A 17,834-nucleotide genomic window follows, 5' to 3' on the forward strand; every position below is an offset into this window, starting at 1 on the left:
TAAACAGGGCATTGCGGTGGCTTTTCCCTGTTGTAAACACGTGGAAAAGCAATGGTAACTTTCTATGCCAAAAACAATGGCCTTGTGCCTGTACAATCGCTTAACGAGGCCCAATGGATAAGCGTTGTAAACCCTACCGACACCGAAAAAGACTTCATTTTAAACGAGTTACATATTCCCGAAGCGTTTTATAACGACATTGAGGATATGGACGAGCGCCCCCGTATTGAAGATGAAAACGGCTGGCAGCTCATTATTTTGCGCATACCGTTTAAAAACAGCAGCACCCACCTGCCCTATAGCACTGCGCCACTGGGCATTATCTATAAAGGCAGCACATTTGTAACCATTTGCTTTGCCAAAAATGCCATGATAAAAGATTTTGTGGCCTATACCCAGCGCAAAAACATTGATATCCCAGACAATTACCACCTGGTACTGAGGCTGTTGCTAAGCAGTTCGATATGGTTCCAAAAGTACATCAAGCAAATAAGCCTGCTGATTAAAGCCGCCGAGGACAACCTGGAGAAATCCATCCGCAATGAGGATTTGCAGAAGTTATTGCAGATAGAAAAGTGCCTGGTATACTTTATAACCTCCCTGAAAGGCAATGAGATGCTGTTTAACCGCATTAAAAACCTCAAGGCATGCAAGGATACCTTCGACCCTGATTTGGTTGAAGACGTAGAGATTGAATTGCGCCAGGCCCAGGACATGAGCACCATTTACAGCGATATCCTTACCGGTACCATGGATGCCTATGCCTCAGTAATCTCTAACAACCTGAATATCATTATGAAAAGGCTCACTTCCATTTCGATAATATTGATGATACCCACCCTTGTGGCCAGCTTTTATGGCATGAACGTGCCAAATGCCCTACAGGAAAACCCTCATGGCCTGTGGGTTATAGCGCTACTGTCGTTTATAATGTCGGCGGTTGCGGTGGTATTGTTCAAGAAGAAAAACCTTTTTTAAGCCGAAAGGAAAGAAAGTCATAAAGCCGAAAGCCCGGAGGCGCATAAAACCCCTTAATATTTCACTTTTGGAGTTCAACATTCAGTCTTAAAGCCGAAGGCCGAAAGTCATAAAGTAAAAAACAGGGAACATAAAATCCAGTCAGCATTTTTTGGCCGGTTCGTTTCAAAAAAAATTCACGATATATCGTGAATTTTTTTTTGCCCTCCCTTTCGACTTTATGACTTTTGACCAAAAAAGAAATCCCCACCTTTTAGGGGTGGGGATTTCGGGTATTGCATGTTGGTTTGTTTCCTTTTGTTAAGGCAGGTTCACTTCGATTGGCTTACTGCTTCACGATGATGAACTCTGAGCGGCGGTTTTGTGCATGCTGCTCATCAGTACACTCGGTACACTTAACCTTAGGCTGGCTCTCGCCATATCCCTGGCCTGAGATGCGCTTCTTGTCGATACCTTTTGAGATTACATACTGAACCGTAGACTTAGCCCTGCGGTCTGATAACCTCATGTTGTATTTGTCGCTGCCACGGCTGTCTGTGTGCGATTTAACCATGATAACCATGTTCGGGTACTTCTTAAGTACCTCTACCAGCTTGTCAAGTTCAAAGGCTGCCTCCTTGGTGATGTTGCTCTTGTCATACTCAAAGTAGATTTCGTTAAGTACTACAACATCCTCCTGGACAACCTTTTTGATCGGGTTAAGGTTAGCGGCTACGTTAACCACACCGCCCTTGGTCTTGGCTACCGGGAACGTGTTGCTTTCGTACTCCGGTGCGCTTGCCTGGATGGTGTAGGCCCTGTCGCAGTCTACATTGTAGGTTACCTTACCGTCAGCCCCTGCTGTGCGGCGCTCTATTACGTTGTTTTTCTCGTCAAGTATTGCAACCTGTGCCCCGGCTATAATCTGCCCGGTCTCGGCGTCTTTTACCAGTACAATGGCTTCTACGCCACATACAGGCGTAGCGCTGTACAGCTTGTCTATATTGCCTTCGCCCCTGTTACTGGCAAAGAAACCAATATTCTTGTCTTTGTTAAAGCTGAATGCAAAGTCGTCCTTGCCTGAGTTTACAGGCTGGCCTACGTTGCGTGCAGCAGTACCTTTTGATTCTTCGATGTAGAAGATATCAAGCCCACCAAAGCCTTTGTGGCTGTCTGATGAGAAGAATAACCTGCCATCGGCATCAATATACGGGTAGTCTTCCCTGCCCGGGGTGTTTACCTTAGGGCCAAGGTTTACAGGCGTGCCGTAGTTGTTGCCGCCTTTTATCTCTACTTTCCAGATGTCCATGCCCCCTGTGGTGCCGGTCCTGTCTGATGAGAAGTACAGCCACTTGCCGTCTTTGCTCAGCGCAGGGGCATTGGTGCTCCACGCCTTATCGTTAAACGGTAGTGCACCGGCCTCTACCCACTTGCCGCTTTGTTTGGTGGCTTTGTACAGGTAAATCTGGCCTACTTTAAGGTTGTTGTCCTTATCGCGCTCAAACTGCTTGCTCTCTTTAAAGCTCTCTGCAGCAAAATACATGGTGTTACCATCTTCGGTTACTGCAACAGTGCCTTCGTGCCATTTTGAGTTCAGGTCGCTTAGCGGAACCGGCTCGCTAAAGGTAGCGTTGGCATTATACGTAGCCGTATAAATATCAAGGAACGGCTGCTCGTTTGCACCATACGTCCTGCGGGCGGTGTTGCGCGCGCTGGTAAAGTAAAACGTGTTATCTGCTGTTAAAAGGCCGCCGAATGAGCTGTACTTGGCATCGTTTATGTCAAGCAGCTTCTCGTCAAACATCTTGGCCTGGTTGCGTAGTGCAGGAAGGTAGTTAGGGTCGGCAAGGAATTCCTTGGCCCTCTGGTCGTTTGGTGCAAGGCCGGCAAATTTCTTCATCTGCGCGTTGGCCTCGTCATAACGCTCCAGCGCCTTTAGCATCTGGGCATATTTAAAATACGTTTCCGCATCCTGCTGCGTCTTGGTAAGGTCGGCATACCATTTTACCGCTTCTTTTGCATTAAAAGTGATGTAGTAGCATTCGGCAAGCTGCTTCTTTACGTAATCGTCTTTCTTGCTTACCTTTAGGTAATCGGCCGCCGCATCTACATATTCCATACGGGCAAAATGCTTATCGGCATCTTTGGTCTGCTCGGTCTGCGCCGTTACTGCCACGGTAGCAAACATAAAGCCAAGGGTAATATATAAATTTTTCATGTGTCTTCTTTTTGTCTCGCTTTAGGTTAGAAATAACGTGGTGAACGTGATACTTTTTTCGGGAAGTTCAAATCAAACAACAGCATGATTTCGTGCGATGCCGGTGTGGTAACGTTAAGGTCGCTCACAATGTGGTCATACGCATAGCCTATCCTCAAATTAGGCGTAATGGCAAAGTTTACCATACCGCCAAAAGAGTCGTCTAACCTGTAGGTAGCGCCTATCTCAAAGCGGTCAAAGAACAACGCGTTCAAAGAGCCGTCTATCGATGGGTCGATACCAAAGGCTGATTTCAACATAAATGAGGGCTTCAGCTTAAAGTTGTCGTTAATCTGGAATACATAACCACCCGTTAAAAAGTAGTGCGAAACTTCTGAACCAAAGTCAGTACCGTTGAAGTTAAGGTGCTTGCTCTTTAGCATATTGGGCACTGAAAACGCTAAGTAGTAGTTATCGGTGTAGTAAAATGCACCGGTACCCACGTTAAAGTAGGTGTTGTTTACGTTCTCGGCAAATGCAGGGTCTCCCGGGTCCGGTACGTTGTTGTACACTTCGCTGAACAAGCCCACATCGTGGAACGTTACACCCGCTTTAATACCCAGGGCAAGCCTATGCTGGCCACCCAGTTTTAAGGTATAGCTAAAGTCGGCATATACGTTGGTTTCTTTTACAGGGCCTATCTCATCTACAATGGCCGATAGCCCTAAACCTACGTTCTTGCCTACAGGGCTGTGGCCCGAAAACGTGCCTGTACTTGGTGAGTCTTCAATGTCTACCCACTGCTTGCGGTATAGTAACCCGAATGATAAGTTCTCCTTCGAGCCCGCGTAAGCCGGGTTTATTACGTTCATGTTATACATATACTGCGTGTAGTGCGGGTCCTGCTGTGCAAAGGCATCAACAAAACCTACCAACGCAATGAATGCGGACAGGTATAGTTTCTTCATGTGTGTGTTTTTCTTAAAATTACTTTTGGGTTGGACAATAAAATATAGCTGAAAAACTGAAAGATAAGCTTCTGCCAAAGCTTTGCCTCTCAGGATATCAAAAAAACAAAATTTTAGTCAATATATACACTTCGGGCGCAACATTTTTAAGAAAATACTTTAAAATTAACATCTGCGCAACCGTAATGTAATAGTAATGTGCTGTAAGCGTATAATTTAAAAAAGTTCCCCGCCCACTTTTGGGGCAGGGAACTAATCTTAATTATTATTCTTGCCAGTTTACATAAACCCAGCCGGTTTCGGTAGTTCCATCGTTACGTTCAAACATATAGAAGTACGTACCTGATGGCAGTTTCTCGCCATTGCTGGCAATACCTGCAAACTCGTCTGTATAAGCTCCTGTAAACTTGTACACTTCTTTACCGTAACGGTTAAAGATAGCTACTTTCCTTACGTTAAATCCGGTAAGGTCCCATGTATCGTTAAGGCCATCGCCATTTGGAGAAATACCTTTAGGGGTAAAGCAGTTAACCGATTCGATTACAATCTGGCCTACAGAAGGACATGCTGCACCACTTAGCGGAGTTACCTCTACATCATAAGTACCTGCACCCAGTTCTGATATGTCAAGCAACTGGTCGTTGCCTACCACAGTACCGTTTTTAGTCCATTCTATGGTTACATTGTCTTCAGTGTAAACAGCGTCATCATCAAAGTTAACCCACACGCTGTAACGGTTGTCTACACAGCCGTCTTCCAGTACAATAACCGGTAGCGATGTTATGGTAATCTCTGTAGTTGCAACTGCAGGGCAGTTATCTGAACCTGCAATAGTATTGGTTACTACATAAGTACCCGGTGTACTGGCAGCAAGGTTTATCTCACCTGTTGCACTGTTTACAGAAAGGCCTGCAGGCGCGCTGAATGTACCGGCAATACCATCAAGTATTGGCATTGGGTTAACAGGCTCATCCTGGCAGTAAGCTGTAGCAGCATATGTAAAGTCTGCCACAGATGCCGGAAGGATTTCTACGCTAAATGTAGCTGTAACCTCATCACAACCGTTAGCGGCCGCAATAGTGTTAGTAACCACATAAGTACCTACCTCGCTGTTAAGAGGATCAATTGTACCTGTAGCAGTATCTATATCAAGGCCTGCAACATCTGCAGAGAACACACCTACAGATGCACCCGGTGCAAGCTGTATTTGCTGTTCGCCTGCATTTTGGCAAATTGTAGCATCGGCATAGCTAAATCCTGCAACCGGAAGTTCTGTAATAACAACCTCAGCAGTAGCGGTAACTTCTTCACATCCGTTAGCAGCAGCTATGGTGTAGGTTACAGTATAGGTACCGGCAGCGTTAGAAGCAAGTACTATTTCGCCTGTAGCAGCGTCTATAATAAGTCCGTCAGTAGCAGTATATACACCACCTGTTGTACCTGTAAAGGTTACAGTGGCAACACCTGCATCGCTACAATATGGAGAGGCAGCATAGCTAATAGTAGCTGTAGGCAGCGCTGTAATTGTAACTTCTGTAGTAACCGCAGTACCCAAACAGTCTCCTGTATCAGGAATTGTGTAAGTTACCGTATAAACACCCGGTGTGCTGGCAGCAAGGTCTATCTCGCCCGTTGCAGGGTCTATATCAAGGCCTGTTGTGCTGCTGTAAACACCACCTGTAGTACCTGTAAAGGTTACAATAGCAGTACCGCCGTTAGAGCAGTAAGGTGTATCGTCATAAGCAATTGTAGCTTCAGGAGCTGCAACTATAGTAACTTCTGTAGTTGTAGTAAACTCAGGGCATGAAGCCGAAGCTGCTATAGTATAGGTTACAGTATATACACCCGGCTCGCTTGCAGTTACATCAATAGCACCTGTTGTAGCGTTTATAGAAAGGCCGGTTGTGCTGCTGTATACACCACCTGCATTACCGGTTTGGGTTACAGCACCTGTAGTTTCGCTTGAGCAGAATGGAGAATCTGCATAAGCTATAGTAGCTGTAGGCGCAGCATTAACCGTAACCGTAAGCGGCACAACCTGGAAGCAGGTAGGTACATCTATATCAGATACCCTTATGTATAGCGTGGTAGTACCTACGTTGTATGGTACAGATGTATCTATAGCACCTGTGTTGCCCTGTGCGCCACCGTTAGTAGCAAACACACCGTCTAACTGGTAGTCAGCAGGGTTTAGGGTTCCAAGGAAGTTTATTGCACCAAGGTCAAGAGGCGCAGTACCGGTAGTGCTGCATAGTGTTACAGGAGCCGGAGCCGGCACTGTAAACGGAGCGCTAAGGGTAATGGTTACCAGGTCTTCAGCCGTTGGTTCATCAGGGTTATCAGTTACTGTAATGGTAACACCTATAATGTGCTGGCCAAGTTCTTCTACCAAAATAGTCTGGTAGTCATCGCCTGTTTCAACAATAGTTGGGGTATATGGCTCGTCATCTAAAGTCCAAACATATTCATATACAGTACCTTCACCAGGGTTGTCTACGTTAGCTGTAAGTTCTGTACTTTCAGAACCACAGTGTACCTGGTTGTTGCCAAGCTCTACAATTGGGTCGCAGCTTGTTGTAGGTGCACCCGGGGTAGTAGCGTTGGTTTGTGTAAGGCTTATGTTACCTGCACTACCGTTAAAGTTTGTAATAAGAAGGGCATACACCTGTCCGTCTTCAACGTTTGGTATAACAAAGTTTTCTGTAGCCGAAGCCGAGTAGCTACATGCCACGATAAGTGGGTTGTTAGCACTTGGCGTAAGGTTTATCTGGCTACAGGCGTCAAGCGCAGATTCAAACGGCCCAAAGGCAGCAAAGTCTACGTCAATAGGGTTACCTGCTGTACTTACCTGTGTAAGGGTAAAGTTCATTGGTGCAGGCGCACCGCCTTCGTGTTCTACGGTAAAGTAGTACCATATAGGGTTTGGCGTGCTGAAAAGACAGCCTATCTGGCCATAACCCGGTGCTCCTGTAGAGCTTGGTACAGATGTAGTACTTGTACATAGCGGGTTAGCATCGCCAGGACCCACGTTTGTAGTAAAGTCTACCTCAGCCCAAGAGCTAAAGCCATCTACATCAGGACAAATAGCCCTTACATAAGCCGTATAAGCCGTGTTTGGCGAAAGGTTTTCTGCAAGGTACATAGGCTCTGTAACTACAGCACCGCTGGTTGGTATAGGGTCAGCTGCAGGCTGAACCACTACTTCCCAAGATGTTTCAGCACCATCGGCCGTCCAGGCAATGCTGGCACCTGTGCTCGATAAACAGTTAACCTGAAGGTTAAGAGGCTCAGGGCACAATGGGTCTGTTTCATGCATTAGCGGCAGCGTCCAGATACTGTTGCTGGTTTCGCTACAAATAGTGCGCACATAAATATCATAAACCGTACTTGCGTCAAGGCCTTCTATAATAGCAGAGTTAGTAGTTGCGGCAATAACGTTAGTTTCAGGCTCTTCACCCGGTGCAGCAGCACCCTGGTTAGTATAGTACACCTCATAAGTAGCACCCGGCACTACAGATGGCGCCCATGTTACAGATATGGTTGTAGTAGTTTCATCGGTTACAGTTACACCTGTAGGAGCAAGACATGCAGGCTCAAGACAGTCAACCTCGCCGGTATACAGCAGGGTGTTTTGAGAGCCTGTTCCGGCCGGTTTGCTGTAAAGCGTCTGGTTAAAGCCGTTTACAACGCTAACACCCACTTCGCCAGGGAAACTACCGTTTGCATTCCAGTACAGTTCAAACGGAAGGTCGTGGCACAAAGGCACGGTAATGGTTATAGGGCCCTGGCCTGTTGTAAAGGTAGAACCAAAAGTAGCAACCGGGATTCCGTTTTGAGAAACAGTCATAGTGTTGCCGTTCCATCCGTCACCCCACGAGTCAGTAAGTATAAAGCTGTAGTTACACTGGTCTTCAACCTCACATATAGTAGTGTTAAAGGTGTATGGCCCACTCCAGAAACTCTTATCGGTATCGCCACATACAGCCCTTACCCAATACTGGTACTGTGTAGCTTCTTCAAGCGTTACAGTAGGTGTGGTAGTGCTGGTAAGCACGCCTGTAGTAGAAGCCGTTGGTGCAGTTGCAGGAGTTTCGGCAATGTAGTATTCCCACTGCGTAGCGCTGCCCACGTTTGTCCAGCCCAGTGTGGCCGATGTTTGGCCAATAGCGGTGGCGCCAAGGTCTATCGGCTGAGGGCAGGTAATAACGCTAACATTAATGTTATCTACAGCACCCGGAGGGTTAGTACCGCCGCCGGTGTCGTTACGCCATTCAAACACAATCCTCCTTATGCCGTTAGCATAGCCAGACCAGTTTTGTATGTTCTGGAACGTAGTCCAGGTGTTAGAGCCAACAAAGTTACCACCAAGCTGTACCCTTGTGGCATCGGCAGTAATTTGCGTGCCCGGGGTTGGTGTCCATGTAGCAGGTACAAGCCATACACGAATGTAGTCCCATCCTGTTTCACCCACGTTTTTCCAGTCAAAAGACACATTTACATCAGTAGTACCTGCAGGCACGCTAAGGTCGCGATACGCGTGTACTACGTTATTTGTAGCTGTGTTTGTAGTATAAGCGTTAGATACGCCGTTGTCGTTAGTTACATAAAGCGAGTGGCCCGGGCTGTTAAAGGTAGCAGTACCTACTGCCCACTTATTAGTTTGCGTGCCGTTGTTAAGCGTCCATCCGTTAGTAGTACCGCCATCCCAGTTTTCGTTAATTGGTAATGTAGCCGGTATTTGAGGCGTGGTAAAGCTTACAGGCCCTATCCAGAAGCTGGTATCAGTATCACTACAGTGGCTCCTTACCCAGAAGTTGTAAGCTGTACTTGGCGTAAGCGGAGACTGGGTGTTAGTAGTTGTAGTAGTGTTTCCTGTAGGAACCGTTGCAGCCGTAGGGGCTGTTGTAGACGTACTAAAATAGTAGTCGTATGAAGCCGGAGGCGTAGTTGGCGCTGTCCAGTTAAAGGTAGCCGAAGTCTCGGTAGTAGTACCTAAAGTAAGGTTTGTAGGAGACGGGCAGGTAATAACACTAAAGTTAATGTTATCTACAGCACCCGGAGGGTTAGTACCGCCGCCGCCATCATTGCGCCATTCAAAAACAAGCCTCCTGGTTTGTGTAGCATATTCTGCAACCGAAAGCACATTGTTGCTGGTTTGCCATGTGTTGCTGGCCTGGAAGTTGCCACCCACCTGAACGTGGCCTGTAGCATTTCCTATCTGTGTACCTGTAGTAGGCACAAAGCTTGTAGGCACCATCCATACACGAATGTAATCCCAGTTGTTTTCACCTACGCTCTTCCAGTCAAACTGAAGCAATGCCTGGTCTGCACCGGCAGGTATGGTAATGTCGCGGTATGCATGCACAACAGATGTGGCACCGTTGTTGTAAGCATTTGTTACACCGTTGTCGTTAGATACATAAAGAGAGTGGCCCGGGCTGTTAAAGGTAGCAGTACCCACATGCCATTTGTTAGTTTGTGTACCGTTACTTAAAGACCATCCGTTAGATGTGCCGCTATCCCAGTTTTCTGCAATAGGCATTGCAGCCGGAACCTGCGTGGTCATAAAAGTATAAGGCCCTGCCCATGCGCTAAAAAGGCCGTTGCCACAGCTGGCACGCACCCAGTACTCATAAGTAGTGGCAGATGTAAACGCTACGCCCGCAGGGGTAGTAGCTGTTACAGGGTAGTTAGTGTTTGTAGATACAGTTGTACCGGCACCGGCAGGTATGCCTGCACCCGGAGACTGTACTACAACTTCCCATGATGTGGCGCTGCTTGGATTAGTCCAGCTAAGGCTGGCACTGGTAGCAGTAGTAGTTGTAGCCTGGCCCACAGGCGGCGCACAGTTTACCTGCTGCACAACAAGGTTGTAGGCAGTGGTTTGTGGCGTAGGCCATGTAGAAATTACTATATAATAAGTAGTACCCGCTGTTACAGCTATAGTAGGTATGCTAAGGGGCACCGCAGCAGAGTTGCTTGCACCGCCCACACAGCTAACACCCACGTTAGCACAGCTGTTGTATACAAATACACCGGTCCATGTACCGTTGCCGCTAACGTCTACACTAATGGTTCCGCTAACGGTTGGGGTATAAGCATAAAACACATCATTACCGCCCAGGTAGGCACTTGTAGTACCACAGCCTGTAGCACCCGGCGAACCTTCTACAGTATCGCCAAAGTTTGAGGTATTGTTAGAGGTAGAATACGGCAGTGCCGCAATGTTAATAGCCGTGTTACAGGTTTCACCCTGTGCCGCCGTACCAAAGTTAAACGGACCTACCCAGTTACTGGTGTTGCCGTCTCCACAGTTTGCCCTTACATAAAACTTATAGTCTGTGTTTTCTAAAAGGCCTGTGTCGTTGTAAGATGTAGAAGTAGAAGTATCAGTAACCGTACCTGTTGGGCCTTGTGCCACCGGTATAACTTCAAGGTCATAAGAACCTGTTGGTGCACCACCCGTAGGGTTTGTCCAGGTTAGTGTTGCCGTAGTAATACCAATGTTGCTTGCACCTAATCCTGTAGGGTCAAGACACTGAGATACCACGTTTACGTTGTCAATTGCCCAACGGTCTCCGGCATCGGTTTCCATAACAAAGGCAATGTAAACCGTTTGCCCTACCCATGTGTTAAGCGAAACAACTTTTTCTGCCCATTCCTGTTGAGAAGGGTTAATTTGCAGTTCCGTCCAGTTTGCAGCAGTGCCCGAAAAAAGAGACGTGTCTGTTTGTAAAGCATAAGAGCCTGTTCCGGTTACCGGCTGAATCAACACTTTGTAAGCGTTTCCTGAGTCTCCGTTTACAAAAAGCCTTGACCAAAAACGCAGCTGGCCGTTAGTTGGCACAACTGTTGCAGGAGTAATAAGCCAGTCTCTGGCTACGGTACCATTGGTAACGTTTTCGCTGTTCAGGTAGGCAGAGTGGCTACCTGCATAAGCAGGCTGCTGCGTTGTACCGTTACCCTGAATCCAGGTGTTAATGGGGCCCGTTTCGTTAACAATGGCCCACCCAGCAGGACCCGCAGGAGAAGCTCCAAGGCCCGGGCTGGCAGCTGTCCACTCGCCTTCAAACCCTTCGGGGTACTGTGCATACCCGCAAAAGGATACTAAGGCCATGAATAGCAGTAGTGTAATTTTCCTCATAGTATTTTAAGTTTAGGTAAAATATCTCCCAAATTTAAAAAAATATAACACATACGTAACATCTAAGTGAAAATTAACACAAAAAATTCTAAATTGATAATTCATTCCTAATATGAAAATTAAACCGCCTTAATTTTTATAATTTTGTAAAACATTATATTCAGCATGCTCGAGAAAGAAACTATACAATATGAAAAGGCCGTTTTGGCAGGAATTATAACACGTGAACAGGACGAACAGAAACTATCTGAGTATCTGGATGAACTGGAATTTTTAACCTACACTGCCGGTGGAGAGGTTGTAAAACGTTTTAGCCAGCGTATGGAAAAACCCAATCCAAAAACGTTTTTAGGTACCGGTAAAATTGAGGAAATCAACCTATATATTAAAGAGCACGATATTAAAACCGTGATTTTTGATGACGAGCTTACCCCCGCCCAGCAAAAAAACCTTACCCGCGAACTTAATGCCAAGGTGCTGGACCGCACCAACCTTATATTAGACATATTTGCACAGCGTGCCCAAACCAGCTATGCCCGCACACAGGTAGAACTGGCCCAGTGCCAGTACCTGCTGCCACGCCTTAGCGGTATGTGGACCCACCTTGAGCGCCAGCGTGGTGGTATAGGTATGCGCGGCCCCGGTGAAACCGAAATTGAGACTGACCGCCGTATTGTGCGCGACCGTATTGCACTCCTTAAGGAAAAACTGCGCACTATAGACCGCCAGATGGGCGTGCAGCGCAGCAACCGCGGCGCCATGGTGCGCGTGGCACTTGTAGGCTACACTAACGTAGGCAAGAGCACACTTATGAATGTGATTAGCAAAAGCGAGGTGTTTGTAGAAAACAAGCTTTTTGCAACGCTGGACACTACCGTGCGCAAAGTGGTTATTAAAAACCTGCCTTTTTTACTGAGTGACACCGTAGGGTTTATACGCAAGCTGCCTACACAGCTGGTAGAATCGTTTAAAAGTACGCTCGACGAAGTGCGCGAGGCCGACCTCCTGCTGCACGTGGTAGATATTTCGCACCACGATTTTGAAGACCACATAGCATCTGTAAACCAGATATTGCAGGAAATAAAGAGCAACGACAAGCCCACCATTATGGTGTTTAATAAAATAGACGCCTTTAAGCCCGATGTTATTGAGGAAGACGACCTGGTTACCGAAAAAACCACCCGCCACTACTCTCTTGACGAATGGAAACAAACCTGGATGAACAACGTGGGCGAAAATAATGCCCTGTTTATCTCGGCCACCAACAAAGAAAACTTTGAGCAGTTCAGGGAAAAAGTATATGAGGCCGTAAGGCAAATACACATTACACGTTTCCCGTATAACAACTTCCTCTACCCGGATTATAAAGACAACCACGCCGAGGAAAAAGAAAGCAACGACGAATAACACAAGGGAGGCAAATGCCTCCCTTTTTCTTTAAAAATCCTCAATCTTTTAAACACAAAGGCCACCAGGCTTATAGCAATGAAATCATTCCTGAAGCACACAAAGCTTTGTGATCTTACGCCGAAGGCGGTTTTTGCTGTGCTCTTTGTGAAAAAACTTGGTGGCCTTTGTGTTAGAATGCACCACTAATCTTCCAACAAATAGCTAATTGCCTCCGTTTTTCTTTAAAAATCCTTATTAATGGGTATTGTGTATATAAGTATAGTGCAGGAAATTTGCCTTAACTAAAACATTATGATATGAAACGTACTATTACCACCATTCGCCACTATGTAGTGGAGTTTTTTAGGCAACACTGGTAGAAAGCAGCCCCCGCTGCTCTTTGCCACGTATTTCGGGTTCCTACATTCCCGCCGGAAAACAGCCGACTGACCGTTACTCCTCCAAAGGCGCATTAGTGTACCACTACGCACTAATCATATTTCCCTAACAACATTGCCAATAATCATTTGGGCATGAACGCGGCTGTTTTCTATAAACCATTTGTGGGTTTCCATGCCACCGCACACCACACCCGCCAGGTACAGGCCGGGCACATTGGTTTCCATGGTCTCCGGGTTATAGGCCGGGGTACACAGCAAATCATCCGAAACGGCAATACCGCACGCCTTTAAAAAGTCAATATCGGGTCGGTAGCCCGTAAGCGCCAGTACAAAATCGGCCTCAAGGGTTTCATACCCCTCCGGCGTAAAGATTTTGACCTCCTTATCTGTAATCTCTGTAATTTCCGAATAAAACCAGGCTTTGATACTGCCCTCTTTAATACGGTTTTCTATATCGGGTTTAATCCAGTACTTAACGCGGTCGTTTATTTCGCCCTTGCGGATAACCATGGTAACATCAGCGCCTTTGTGCCAGCATTCCAGCGCGGCATCTACACTACTGTTATTAGCGCCCACTACCACCACCTTGCGAAAGGCATATTCATGTGCCTCCTTATAGTAGTGGCGCACGTGCGGCAGGTTTTCGCCCGGCACATTCATATACACGGGAATATCATAAAACCCGGTGGCAATAACCACATTTTGTGCATTGTACCACCCCTTGTCTGAATGCACTATGAAGTAACCCGCCTTTTGCTTGTTTACCGAAATCACCTTTTCATGCAGGTTAATGTTCAGCTTAAAGTGCTTTTGTATGTTGCGGTAATACTCCAGCGCCTCCTGCCTGCCCGGTTTTGGGGCAATACAGCTAAAGGGCACATTGCCTATTTCCAGCCTTTCGGCCGTACTGAAAAACGTCATGTACAGCGGGTAGTTAAACAAGCTGTTAACCAGTGCACCTTTTTCCAGAATCAGGTAATTGAGGCCGTACAGCTGCGCCTCAATGGCACACGCCATGCCTATGGGCCCACCGCCTATTATAATTAAGTCATATGCTACTTCCATGCAGTAAAGGGGTTGCGGCTAAGGTAAGCATTGTAGTAGCGCTCCTGCCCTGTTACTTCTTCGCCCAGCCATTCGGGTTTTTCAAAAGCTTCGTTTTCTTCCTGTAGTTCAATTTCGGCAACCACCAGGCCTGCGTTTTCGCCAAAAAACTCATCTACCTCATACACGTGGCTGCCCACCTGCACCTCATACCGAATTTTATCAATAGCGCCCAGTTCGCAAAGGGCAAGTAGCTGTTGGGCATCGGCAACGGTTATTTCTTTTTCCCACTCCATACGGGTGGTACCACTTTCATTACCCTTACCTTTTATGGTTAAAAAGCCTTTGTCGCCCTTGGTGCGCACCCTCACGGTACGCTCCGGCACCGAACTAAGGTAGCCCTGCGCAATGCGCTTACTGCTGAAGGCCTGTGCTTTATAATCGTCAGTCTTTACTAAAAACTTGCGTTCAATCTCGGTCATGTACAATAAATATTACTACAGGCAAGTTACGCAATTACAGGCAATGCTTTTTTGTATATTTAACCTAAAATCTCCTGCTGTGAAAACCACCTTACCCCTGCTGTGCCTCGCCATGCTGTTTATAGCCTGCCGGCAGAACACACCCGTAAACCAAACACCTGCCTTAGCGCCGGGTCATACTGATTCGGCCGGCATTTCGCCACAGCAAAAAAAGATAAACGACAGCCTTGCCCAGCTACAGGACAGCCTTGCCATAGAAAAAATGCTGGTAAAGGCAATTGGAATGGCTAAAACCTACAGGCAAACCGAATTCTCGTTTTCGTTTCACGATACACTTACCGATAATATGAAGGCCTATACTGATGTAACCGGTGGCCGCTGGTTTTCCAAAAACAAAAGGTATGTAAAAATTAAAAGGGAAGCTTCATCTATAGTATATACCGATATTTTTGAGGTACAGGGCTTAAAGCTTGTGCAGGTTTTGCATAATGGTGTGCCGGGCCAAACACATGTGAACGATACCGTTATGGATATAAATGGTGATGGCCATAAAGATTTTGCCGTGCACTGGTACCCATCTTCGGGGTGTTGTGCCCGCGACAGGTATGATGTGTATATTTTTAACCCGAAAACCGGTGCATTTGCAGATAAGCAGGAGTTTATAAACCCCACATTTTAACCAAAGGAAAAAGTAGTGCGCGGGTATGAATACGGGCATTATCCGGGTATGTACAAATACAGGTGGAACGGCTTTAAGATTGATACCGTAGAGTATGTATATGCCGATACCGTTGTGCGCAACAAATATTATATAACATCCAGGAGCGCAAATAATCTCCCCCCGGAAAAAGAAAGCGGTATTAAGCGTATAATATATAAACTGCCTGCCGAATATAAAAACATAGATTTTGATTATGCAAGCCATATAATAAGCAGCCACGAAAAATCAGGGAAATAAAAAAACCCCGCAATTGCGGGGCTTATATTTTCTATCAAACAGGCTTAAAACCCGTAGTTTACCGCTACACCAAACACCTGGCGAATCTGGAAACCACGGAAAGCATTATCATCATAAATAGTCTGGAAGCTAAGGTTTGTGGTAAGGTAACGGTTTATCTTCATCACAATGTTTAGCTGGTAGTCAATATCTACATTTTGCGGGTCTTCAAGGTAATTGCTGTACAGGTTTAGTATGTTTTCAAACTGCACGTTTGCAATAACATCAAGCTTGTAATACAATGATGTATTGAAACCCAGCTCATAACGCATGCTCTTGCCCTGCTCTACCCCAAAATAAGCCTCATCGGGCAGGGTAAACGCACTGTCTACAAATGTAAACTTACTGGTTACAGGCGATATGTTAACCTTAAGGTTGTCGTTCTTTTTATACAGCATACCCACACCCGCAAGCAGGTAAGCCGGCGAAAGAAAGTTGGTATACTCACTGCGCACCTCAGCGCCGTTTTCATCGCGGTCGTACAGGTAACCCTTTGTAAACTGCGTTTTAAAATTGGCGAAGGCACTGTAGTACCAGTACTTGCTCTTCTGTTTACCCAGTACCGAGTTCAGTTCCAGCCTGTCGTCTGTTTTTTTGGCAAATGAACTGGTTTTGGTTTTTACAATACCATAAGAAGCCATTAGCTTGTTATCCCATGCCCAGTCGCCTTTTTTATAATTCAGGTCGTAGTTTATGCCTATGTTGCCCGAAATGTTGTTTTCGCCACCGGCAATCCAGTTATCAAACGTACTCTGGTTAAACAGGAACGAGGCGTTGCCTTTCTTGGTCCACGGGCCTATGGTGTCGTTATCGGCCTGTGGTGGCTGTATACTGTCCTGCGCTGTGGCAATAAAAGCAATAGTAAGTAGTAATAGGGTAAAAAGTTTCTTCATGGCGTTTCGTGTTTTTACAAAAATAGCCTTTGTATTTCCATACAAAGGCTAATATTACGTTAAACCTTGGCTTTTTTATACAGCGGTACAGATGAGCACGCTTCGCCAAACATAATGCTTTTGGCCACCGGCAGCAGTTTTTGCGATGCCATTACATAGGCTTCCTGCGGCACCGGCTTGCGGCTGCACCCCTTTATAATTACGGGTTTGCCCTCATACTCGCTATAATCAAGCCCGTCTAAAATTTCCTGGTATACAAGGGTGTTTATTTGCTGTGGCGTACCCTGGATTACCTTTTTGGCAAACGGCTGTAAATAAACCGTTACCAGCATATAGGCCCAGGCAGGCACAATGGCATCGGTACTGCAATACAGCGCCACAAATTTGCCCTGGTACTGTGCCCAGTCATGGTTTTTAAGCGTTTCGCGAAAATCTTTCTCACGCAATACAAACCCTTCCCACAACCATTCAGATAGGTCTAAGCCCAGGCGCTCGCCTTCGGGGTAATAGTCTTCAAGGTCAAAAACCTGCAGGACGCTATTGGCCACGCGGTTTATTATTTCCATTTCTTCTTCCATAATCCTTACGCTAAAATGTATAACAAAGGTACGGGTTTTTAAAACATAAAAATGCTATACGGTTTCCTGCGCATTACATTAAAAATTTACATTCACAAAACATAAGTAAGCGAACATTCATTTATATTTGCAGCGTAAATGTAACTAAATATGCGCACCCGTAATGCCGATAAGGAAGAGCTTGTAAAAACCAAAGCCAAAGAACTGCTTGTAAACGAAGGGTTTGAAGGCTTTAGCATGAACAAGCTTGCCCGTGCCTGCGGCATATCGGTAGCTACACTGTACATCTACTACCAGGACAAAGACCACCTTATTAAGCAAATAGGCGTTGAAATTGGCAAACGGTTTTTTGCCACAGCATTACAGGGTTTCGACCCAAATATGCCTTTTGCACAGGGATTGCGCCAGCAGTGGGAAAACCGTATCAGTTTCCATATGCAAAACAAGCTCGAGGCCGCCTGTTATGAGGTTATACGCCACTCGCCCCATGGCGAATATGTCTTGGAGGAAAGCTTTGGCAGTTTTGGCAGCGTTATGGGGCAGTTTTGCCACAACGCCATACAGCGCGGCGAGCTGGTGCCCCTTACCATGGAGGTGTTTTGGAGCATTGCCTATGGCCCGCTATACAACATGCTCAAGTTTGATACCGAAGGCAAGAGCCTGGGCAAAAAACCATTTGCATTTACAAACCAAATGAAGGATGAAGCGCTTCGGGTTGTTATAAAAGCGCTTACCCCATAGTTCAGTCACCAATCAAAAATTATCAATCATCATTCAATTTTTC

The 17,834-nt window shown here is 46.2% G+C and carries 12 protein-coding genes; 5 read left to right on the forward strand and 7 right to left on the reverse strand.

Features of this window, described 5'->3' with window-relative positions; all coding sequences use genetic code 11:
* Nucleotides 1-51: 51 nt before the first annotated feature.
* Entirely contained in the window at nt 52-978 is a 927-nt protein-coding gene (locus AM279_RS13510; RefSeq protein WP_054408558.1) for a magnesium transporter CorA family protein, read from the forward strand.
* A 325-nt stretch (nt 979-1,303) separates the two neighbouring features.
* Here the strand turns inward: AM279_RS13510 and AM279_RS13515 are convergent, their stop codons facing one another.
* The 3 genes from AM279_RS13515 to AM279_RS13525 form a co-directional block, all read right to left on the reverse strand.
* Entirely contained in the window at nt 1,304-3,175 is a 1,872-nt protein-coding gene (locus AM279_RS13515) for an OmpA family protein (protein WP_054408559.1), read from the reverse strand.
* A gap of 26 nt (nt 3,176-3,201) precedes the next feature.
* The gene (locus tag AM279_RS13520; protein WP_054408560.1) at nt 3,202-4,122 is read right to left on the reverse strand and encodes a PorP/SprF family type IX secretion system membrane protein; all 921 of its coding nucleotides are present in this window, start codon (nt 4,120-4,122) and stop codon (nt 3,202-3,204) included.
* A 265-nt stretch (nt 4,123-4,387) separates the two neighbouring features.
* Nucleotides 4,388-11,266: a fibronectin type III domain-containing protein gene (locus AM279_RS13525; protein ID WP_054408561.1), complete on the reverse strand. Its 6,879-nt coding sequence runs from the start codon at nt 11,264-11,266 to the stop codon at nt 4,388-4,390.
* Between the two features lie 165 nt (nt 11,267-11,431).
* On the opposite strand from AM279_RS13525, the gene hflX reads away from it, so the two are divergent.
* On the forward strand, nt 11,432-12,673 hold the full coding sequence (gene hflX / locus AM279_RS13530) for a GTPase HflX (protein WP_054408562.1): 1,242 nt from the start codon (nt 11,432-11,434) through the stop codon (nt 12,671-12,673).
* 476 nt (nt 12,674-13,149) lie between these two features.
* Here the strand turns inward: hflX and AM279_RS13535 are convergent, their stop codons facing one another.
* Together AM279_RS13535 and AM279_RS13540 are read right to left on the reverse strand one after the other, a co-directional pair.
* The gene (locus AM279_RS13535; RefSeq protein WP_054408563.1) at nt 13,150-14,121 is read right to left on the reverse strand and encodes a YpdA family putative bacillithiol disulfide reductase; all 972 of its coding nucleotides are present in this window, start codon (nt 14,119-14,121) and stop codon (nt 13,150-13,152) included.
* Nucleotides 14,112-14,582, reverse strand: coding sequence for a CYTH domain-containing protein (locus tag AM279_RS13540; protein ID WP_054408564.1), 471 nt, complete (start codon nt 14,580-14,582; stop codon nt 14,112-14,114). The genes AM279_RS13535 and AM279_RS13540 overlap by 10 nt, the downstream gene beginning before the upstream one ends.
* A gap of 79 nt (nt 14,583-14,661) precedes the next feature.
* Here AM279_RS13540 and AM279_RS13545 point away from each other — a divergent pair, with 79 nt between their 5' ends.
* Both AM279_RS13545 and AM279_RS13550 read left to right on the forward strand, forming a co-directional pair.
* Nucleotides 14,662-15,261, forward strand: coding sequence for a hypothetical protein (locus tag AM279_RS13545; protein WP_143090400.1), 600 nt, complete (start codon nt 14,662-14,664; stop codon nt 15,259-15,261).
* A 15-nt stretch (nt 15,262-15,276) separates the two neighbouring features.
* Entirely contained in the window at nt 15,277-15,540 is a 264-nt protein-coding gene (locus AM279_RS13550) for a hypothetical protein (RefSeq protein WP_054408566.1), read from the forward strand.
* Between the two features lie 44 nt (nt 15,541-15,584).
* Here the strand turns inward: AM279_RS13550 and AM279_RS13555 are convergent, their stop codons facing one another.
* On the reverse strand, nt 15,585-16,472 hold the full coding sequence (locus AM279_RS13555; RefSeq protein WP_054408567.1) for a DUF3078 domain-containing protein: 888 nt from the start codon (nt 16,470-16,472) through the stop codon (nt 15,585-15,587).
* Nucleotides 16,473-16,531: 59 nt separating this feature from the next.
* Nucleotides 16,532-17,050, reverse strand: coding sequence for a DUF2480 family protein (locus AM279_RS13560; RefSeq protein WP_054408568.1), 519 nt, complete (start codon nt 17,048-17,050; stop codon nt 16,532-16,534).
* 150 nt (nt 17,051-17,200) lie between these two features.
* Here AM279_RS13560 and AM279_RS13565 point away from each other — a divergent pair, with 150 nt between their 5' ends.
* Entirely contained in the window at nt 17,201-17,791 is a 591-nt protein-coding gene (locus tag AM279_RS13565) for a TetR/AcrR family transcriptional regulator (RefSeq protein ID WP_054408569.1), read from the forward strand.
* The last annotated feature ends 43 nt before the right edge of the window (nt 17,792-17,834 follow it).

This window comes from Flavobacterium akiainvivens, from assembly GCF_001278115.1.
Taxonomy (GTDB): Bacteria; Bacteroidota; Bacteroidia; order Flavobacteriales; family Flavobacteriaceae; genus Flavobacterium; species Flavobacterium akiainvivens.

Excerpts from the sequence above, each read along its gene's own strand:
- AM279_RS13510 (WP_054408558.1), top strand. The coding sequence starts at position 52 with ATGGTAACTTTCTATGCCAAAAACAATGGCCTTGTGCCTGTACAATCG.
- AM279_RS13515 (WP_054408559.1), bottom strand. The coding sequence starts at position 3,175 with ATGAAAAATTTATATATTACCCTTGGCTTTATGTTTGCTACCGTGGCA.
- AM279_RS13520 (WP_054408560.1), bottom strand. The coding sequence starts at position 4,122 with ATGAAGAAACTATACCTGTCCGCATTCATTGCGTTGGTAGGTTTTGTT.
- AM279_RS13525 (WP_054408561.1), bottom strand. The coding sequence starts at position 11,266 with ATGAGGAAAATTACACTACTGCTATTCATGGCCTTAGTATCCTTTTGC.
- hflX (WP_054408562.1), top strand. The coding sequence starts at position 11,432 with ATGCTCGAGAAAGAAACTATACAATATGAAAAGGCCGTTTTGGCAGGA.
- AM279_RS13535 (WP_054408563.1), bottom strand. The coding sequence starts at position 14,121 with ATGGAAGTAGCATATGACTTAATTATAATAGGCGGTGGGCCCATAGGC.
- AM279_RS13540 (WP_054408564.1), bottom strand. The coding sequence starts at position 14,582 with ATGACCGAGATTGAACGCAAGTTTTTAGTAAAGACTGACGATTATAAA.
- AM279_RS13555 (WP_054408567.1), bottom strand. The coding sequence starts at position 16,472 with ATGAAGAAACTTTTTACCCTATTACTACTTACTATTGCTTTTATTGCC.
- AM279_RS13560 (WP_054408568.1), bottom strand. The coding sequence starts at position 17,050 with ATGGAAGAAGAAATGGAAATAATAAACCGCGTGGCCAATAGCGTCCTG.
- AM279_RS13565 (WP_054408569.1), top strand. The coding sequence starts at position 17,201 with ATGCGCACCCGTAATGCCGATAAGGAAGAGCTTGTAAAAACCAAAGCC.